Genomic DNA, 6,873 nt, shown 5'->3' on the forward strand with positions numbered 1-6,873 from the left:
ACTATAAATACAAAAACAAATGTCAGAATCAACTATTGAATCGATCCTACAAGAAAAACGTCTTTTTCACCTCCGACGGAATTTTCCAAAATAGCCCATATTAAAAGCATAGACCAATACAAAGAACTCTACGAAAAAGGAAGAACTGACCCAGAAGGATTTTGGGCAGAACTAGCCGAAACAGAATTAGACTGGTTCCAAAAATGGGACAAAGTTCTCGACTGGCAACCACCATTTGCTAAATGGTTTATTAATGGCAAAATTAATATTTCTTATAACTGCCTAGACCGTCACCTTACCACCTGGCGACGGAATAAAGCAGCCCTAATATGGGAAGGAGAACCAGGAGACTCTCGTACCCTCACCTATGCCCAACTGCATAGAGAAGTTTGTCAAATGGCAAATGTATTTAAGCAATTGGGAGTAAAAAAAGGCGATCGCGTCGGTATATATATGCCCATGATTCCCGAAGCAGCGATCGCCATGTTAGCCTGTGCCAGAATTGGCGCACCCCATACAGTTGTATTTGGTGGGTTCAGTGCTGATGCCTTAAAAAATCGCCTCGTTGATGCTGAGGCTAAATTAGTTGTTACTGCTGATGGAGGTTGGCGTAAAGATGCTATTGTTCCTCTCAAAGAACAAGTAGACAAAGCATTAATAGCAGGTGCCCCCACCGTGGAAAATGTCTTAGTTGTCAAACGCACCGCCCAAGAAATTCACATGGAGTCTGGGCGAGACCATTGGTGGCATGACCTGCAAAAAGGTGTTTCTGGGGAATGTCCAGCGGAACCGATGGATAGTGAGGATATGCTATTTATCCTCTACACAAGTGGCACAACAGGGAAACCGAAAGGAGTCGTACACACTACAGGCGGTTATAACCTTTATACCCATGTTACCAATAAATGGGCATTTGACCTCCAAGACACAGATGTATATTGGTGCACTGCTGATGTAGGTTGGATTACAGGTCACAGTTACATTGTCTACGGTCCTCTCTCCAACGGTGCCACTAGTCTCATGTATGAAGGCGCACCACGAGCTTCTAATCCTGGTTGTCTCTGGGATGTAGTAGAAAAATATGGCGTTACCATCTTCTACACCGCTCCTACTGCTATTAGAGCATTAATGAAAATGGGAGAACAACACCCTAATTCTAGAAATTTAAGTTCTCTACGTTTGTTGGGAACGGTAGGAGAACCAATTAACCCAGAAGCTTGGATTTGGTATCATCGGGTTATTGGTGGGGAGCGCTGTCCGATAGTTGATACTTGGTGGCAAACTGAAACTGGTGGATTTATGATTACTCCTTTGCCTGGTGCTACTTCTACTAAACCTGGTTCGGCGACTTTGCCTTTCCCTGGCATTATTGCTGATATTGTTGACCAGGAAGGAGAAACTGTGGATGGTAATAATGGTGGTTATTTGGTGGTTAAGCATCCTTGGCCGGGAATGATGCGGACTGTTTATGGTGATGACGATCGCTTCCGTCGTACTTATTGGGAATATCTACGCCCGAAAAATGGGGAATATATTTATTTTGCTGGTGATGGTGCTCATAAAGACGAGGATGGTTATTTTTGGGTGATGGGTCGTGTTGATGATGTGATGAATGTGTCTGGTCATCGTCTGGGTACTATGGAAGTAGAGTCGGCTTTGGTGTCTCACCCTGCTGTGGCAGAAGCTGCGGTTGTTGGTAAGCCTGATGAGGTTAAGGGTGAGGATATTGTGGCTTTTGTGACTTTGGAAGGGGAGCGGGAAGCTAATGAAGCTTTGGAGAAGGAGTTGAAGCAGCACGTTGTTCAGGAGATTGGAGCGATCGCTCGTCCTGGTGAGATTCGGTTTACTGAGGATTTACCGAAGACTCGCTCTGGTAAGATTATGCGACGGTTGTTGCGTTCCTTGGCAGCAGGTCAGGAAATTGCTGGAGATACTTCGACTTTACAAGACCGGAGTGTTTTGGATAAGTTACGGGGTGGCGCTTAATAAGAAGTCAGAAGTCGAAAGTCAGAAGTAATCTCTGACCAATAAAATAAGGTCTCATATAGAATCTGGCTGAAAAATCGTCATTGCGATGATAGGAAGCAATCTCACGGGTTTTAGAGATTGCTTCCTTCCACAAGTTCCAGTCACAATGACTTAATAATAAGCAATCAACGGCAGGGAGGAGGGATCACAGGAGCAGGGGAGAATTTTCCAGGCTTTACCCAGGATTTTCCCCAAAGAAGATCGTACTTATAATTTTGGTGATTCCATGGATTTTTCGGAAATTCCGTTGATTTGACCAAGATTATTTGGGAACTTTTGAAAATCGCCCGTTTTTCCTAACTTTTCCCCAAATCCCGGATTAGGTGCCCCAACTCCTCTTAATAGATTATTTATTTGAGTTTGAAACAGCCCTGCCCTTGAAAAGGGGGGAAATACAAAGGAAAGTCCCCCTTATTCAGCTATCCCTTATAAAGAACTCCTAAAACCCTTTGATGATAGGGAGATGGGGGGGGTGGGGAGATGGGGAGGTTGGGGGAGAAAAGCCTCTAATTGTATAGGTTTACTCTCCTGAAATCTGCATTGAATAGCAAATACATAACTTCTCTCTAATGTCTACATTTTGTGTTAAGAAAGATGTTTATAAAGCATAGCTTATTAAGGGGAGATTTAGGGGGATAAATGACTTCTCAAACAACCTCTTAGATTAGATTCTCGACCTAAATACTATAGATATAGCAATCAGGAATGAGATGTGAGAATTGAGATGTTCCTTAAAAGGATAGAATATAGCAGTTATCTTATGAATAAGATACATTTTCTTCTGCCCTGTTCCCTGTTCTCTGTTCTCTGTTCTCTGTTCCCTTGAATAAGATACATTTTCTTCTGCCCTGTTCCCTAAAATTCTCCAATATCTCACAACTAAAATCATATTGCTATAGATACAAATTGTAGACCGAAATTTAATCACAATTATCATAAGGATTACTAAATTTTTTGGGTGCAATATCTGAGTCTTGACTTTTGACCACAAGTCTCATAAAGTTGATTAAGCTAAATTAATGTCATTTCGGGTTAAAGCTATTTTTTGACAATAAAATAAGGTCTCAAAACTCCTGCCCTTTTAAGAACTTGTTTGAAAAGTATGAATTTTGATTTAGATCCGCCCTAGCCCGCCTTGAAAAGTGGGGAAATACAAGGTAAAGTCCCCCTTATTAAGGTGGATTTAGGGGGATCGATGACTTCTCAAACAACTTTTAAGGAGGTCAAAAAAATAAATTTCAGTATTTCAAGCAGCAGTCGGTACTAATAACTGAAATAACCCATCTGAGGAAACTATAAACAATAAAAACTGAGGTTTTAACGATGACTCAAACGGAACGCAAAAATTCCCATTCCCTAATCAAAATGGCCAGCTTATTGGTCTCTTTACATCATCAAAAGAAATTTTTTCCAGACAAAACCTACGAATATAACTATAGTTATCTACCGCCCTTGGCAATGACCAATGTCCCATAGTTATTAGGACTCCCCGTTTTACCAAAGGGAGCTTTTCCGAATATCATCTGGATATTTAAAGTCCTTTTTTACATCATTATAATTCTTATTAATAACCATCTTTATGACCGGGAAAATTCTTTGGAGCAGTTTCAGAATGATTGGGATGAACTCAATCGAGATATAGAATCTCTAGACAGTGATATTAGTCAACCAAAAACTCAAGAAAATATTCAAGTTTTAATTGAAAAACTAGAAACAAATTTAGAAAAAACTTTCCCTGGCTTGAAGGAAAAGGAAAGCATATCTGAGCAAGTTGTACAAGAATCTTTTCAAAAATTTGACAATACAATTAGTCAATTATTTGGAATTAAGCAACGGGAAGAATCAATTGCTTTTGATGAGTTGGCTATTATTGAACGTCTAAAAAATATTGTGCAATTCGTTGCGAAAATAGATGAGAAAAAAGATTTAGAGACATCAAAATCCCTCACTCTTGATAACTACGATAAGTTGTACCAAATTATTAAAAAGCCTGCTATTTCTTTTTCTTTTGAAAGAGACGATATTTTTGCCTATTTACAAGTTGCTGGACCGAACCCTCTTGTATTAGAGCAATTTACTCAAATGGATTCTCGTTTACCGATTACTCCAAAACAGTATACAGCGATCGCCGAAAAATTTGGAGTCACAGATTCTTTATCTAATGCTTTAGCAGAGGGGCGACTTTATGCTTCTGATTACAAATTACTAGATGGTCTACCCAATGGCAATTTCATCAGCGACGATCTTACCCAACAAAAGTATATTTCCGCTCCCATTGCCTTGTTTGCTGTTCCTCCACAGGGGTCTTCTTCTCGTTCCTTATTTCCAGTAGCTATTAGCTATCAAAAGACTACCATTAGTAAGGAGTGGGTATTGTTTACACCACTAGATGCTGATAGTCAGCAAGAACCTTGGATGAGTGCCAAAAATATTGTACAAATGGCAGATTCTAATTATCACGAATTGATTTCCCATTTAGGTAGAACTCATTTAGTGGTTGAGCCTTTTATTGTACCAACCTACAATTATTTGCCAGAAAATCATCCTTTGAGAAATCTGCTGATTCCTCATTTCGAGGGAACTGTTTTGATTAATTATGGTGCCCACGCCATTTTAGTTGCTCCTGGAGAAGCCGTAGATTCACTCTTGGCTAGCACTGTCGGGGCAGATCAATCAATTGCTGCTAGAGGAACTCAGAGTTATTTATTTAACTTTAATGCTATTGATTTTTCTCAAACCTTAATCGCTCGCGGAGTGAACAATTCTGAGACTTTACCTATCTACCCCTATCGAGATGATGGCAAATTAATTTGGGATGCTATTCATACCTGGGTTAATGATTATTTGTCTATCTACTATGCTAGCGATGCTGCTATTGTGGCAGATCGAGACTTACAAAATTGGACAGCTACTTTGGCTTCCTTAGACGGAGGACGAGTAGAAAATTTTGGAGAAGATAGTCAGGGACACATTAAAACCCGAGATTATTTAGTTAAAGCAGTCTCTACAATTATTTTTACTGGTAGTGCTCAACACGCGGCAGTTAATTTTTCCCAAAAAACTTATATGATGTATGTACCTGGATTTCCGTTAGCTCGTTATCTGATGCCACCGACTAGCATTGAAGATCGGGAAAGTTTTATGCAGGGTTTACCCTCCTTAACTCAAGCTCAAAATCAGATTAATACCCTGTACTTACTTGGTTCAGTTCACCATACGAATCTAGGCAATTATTATGCATCTGCTTTCCCAGAAAATCAGCAATTACAAGCAGCTTGGAAAAAATTTCAAGAAAATTTGAATGCAGCAGCGACTACTATTAATCAAAGGAATCAAAGTTCTGAGCGTTTGATGCCTTACGAATTTATGCTCCCAGAGAATATTCCCCAAAGTATTAATATTTAGGCTTGAAGTGTAATATTGTCAGCACTTACGCAAATTGACTGTTAAACCACAATCTGTAGGGGCGAATGGTATTCGTCCTCGCCATAAGTAGAGTCTCTGCGTAAGTCCTGATTGTTTGTAGTAGGGCTTCAGCCCTATCTATCTTAACTTAAGGCTTTAGCAAGTGAAATTTCTATCTTAGATAGGGCTTGCTGATTAAATATCGCGCGTATTGATATATAAAGGTTTGAGCAATTTTAAGCCCGTAAAAAGTGCGAGCTTTTCGATTGAGCGAGCTGAAAAAGTGAGGATTGTAGGGTAATGGGAGGCAGAAAAATCACTTTGACTATTATGAACGGCCATTCTCTATAACTCCCATTTATCCTAACTCTTAACTACTCCCTACTCCCTACCTCAACCAAAAGACTTTCCATAAGCAAACCCTAGATAAAATCACGTTGTGATAAACAAATGTTTGATGCTAACCATGAAATTCTGAACGAAGGTCGCGTTCATAAATACATAGTTACTTACAATAGTAAACCGATATCTTATGCTGAGGTTTTAAACCTTTGGCAGTCTGACTCAGACTTCTGTGCCTTCTTCATTTCACTTTTATCTGAGTCGCCTTTTTTAACATATCGTTGGGAGACACCACCTATTACTAAAGATACTCTCAAGCGTCAATTTGAATTTGTGTTGCTTAATTCTCCTGGGTTGGCAAGCAACCCAGACAAAATGACATTTGCGAATTATTTCACAACTGATGATGTTAACAATGGAATTGTTGTCTTTGAAAATTTAGGCAAAGATGCAATACTTGTGGTTCCATCTCCAATAGATTCAAATTCTTCTCCAGGAGGAACTCTGTTTTCAGCTTATTCCCATTTAGCAGCCTTCATTCGCCATGCGCCTGATCCTCAAAAACAGGCATTGTGGCGAATTGTGGGACAAACTGTGCAACAACAGATTTCAGATAGTCCGCTTTGGGTGAGTACGGCGGGTGGGGGAGTGGCTTGGCTTCATGTAAGATTAGATTCTCGACCTAAATACTACGGATACAATGTGTACAAGGATTACTAAGGTCAAAAACCGGTAGTCCTAAACAATTGATGTCTCCAGGGGTTAAAACACCCTGGATTCTAAGCGGATGTGATGGGTGCGGGCGCTATTGCCACGCGATGCACTGCTTACGATATTTTCTAGTTATATCGTCCAACTTATATCGTTGTGGAAGCATCAAAACTTCCCTACCAACCTTGGCTAAATCTAAACTTAGCTGTGTTGCTACTTTTTTGATAATATTTCCAGCACCATTAGTATCGGCATTAATCAATTTACCTATTGCTGAACGATACAAACCACGATTAACACGCTTTCCTGTTCGCGAAGCGTGTCCGAAGGACTTAGGCTCCCACATGCACGGGTTTCGCACCAAATGTCGGCAGAAAATCATCCGAT

3 protein-coding genes and 2 pseudogenes are annotated in these 6,873 nt (G+C 40.1%); 4 read left to right on the plus strand and 1 reads right to left on the minus strand.

The genetic code is table 11. The annotated features are described in order from the left end of the window. The first annotated feature begins 19 nt into the window (after positions 1-19). From acs to F6K22_RS26080, 4 genes and pseudogenes are all read left to right on the plus strand, one after another. A pseudogene (gene acs, locus F6K22_RS26065) lies at positions 20-1,986 on the plus strand (acetate--CoA ligase). Positions 1,987-3,351: 1,365 nt separating this feature from the next. Beyond that, positions 3,352-3,504 (plus strand): hypothetical protein, encoded by a 153-nt coding sequence (locus tag F6K22_RS26070; RefSeq protein WP_293104736.1) that lies wholly within the window; start codon positions 3,352-3,354, stop codon positions 3,502-3,504. A 120-nt stretch (positions 3,505-3,624) separates the two neighbouring features. Then, complete coding sequence (locus F6K22_RS26075; RefSeq protein WP_293104738.1) at positions 3,625-5,433, plus strand: lipoxygenase family protein; 1,809 nt, start codon at positions 3,625-3,627, stop codon at positions 5,431-5,433. A 450-nt stretch (positions 5,434-5,883) separates the two neighbouring features. After that, the gene (locus F6K22_RS26080; RefSeq protein WP_293104741.1) at positions 5,884-6,495 is read left to right on the plus strand and encodes a DUF6940 family protein; all 612 of its coding nucleotides are present in this window, start codon (positions 5,884-5,886) and stop codon (positions 6,493-6,495) included. An 85-nt stretch (positions 6,496-6,580) separates the two neighbouring features. Here F6K22_RS26080 and F6K22_RS26085 read toward each other — a convergent pair. Continuing rightward, positions 6,581-6,873 (minus strand): annotated as a pseudogene (locus tag F6K22_RS26085) (hypothetical protein); the annotation flags it as partial.

The sequence above is a fragment of the Okeania sp. SIO2F4 genome (assembly GCF_010672385.1).
In the GTDB taxonomy this organism is placed as follows: Bacteria; Cyanobacteriota; Cyanobacteriia; order Cyanobacteriales; family Microcoleaceae; genus Trichodesmium.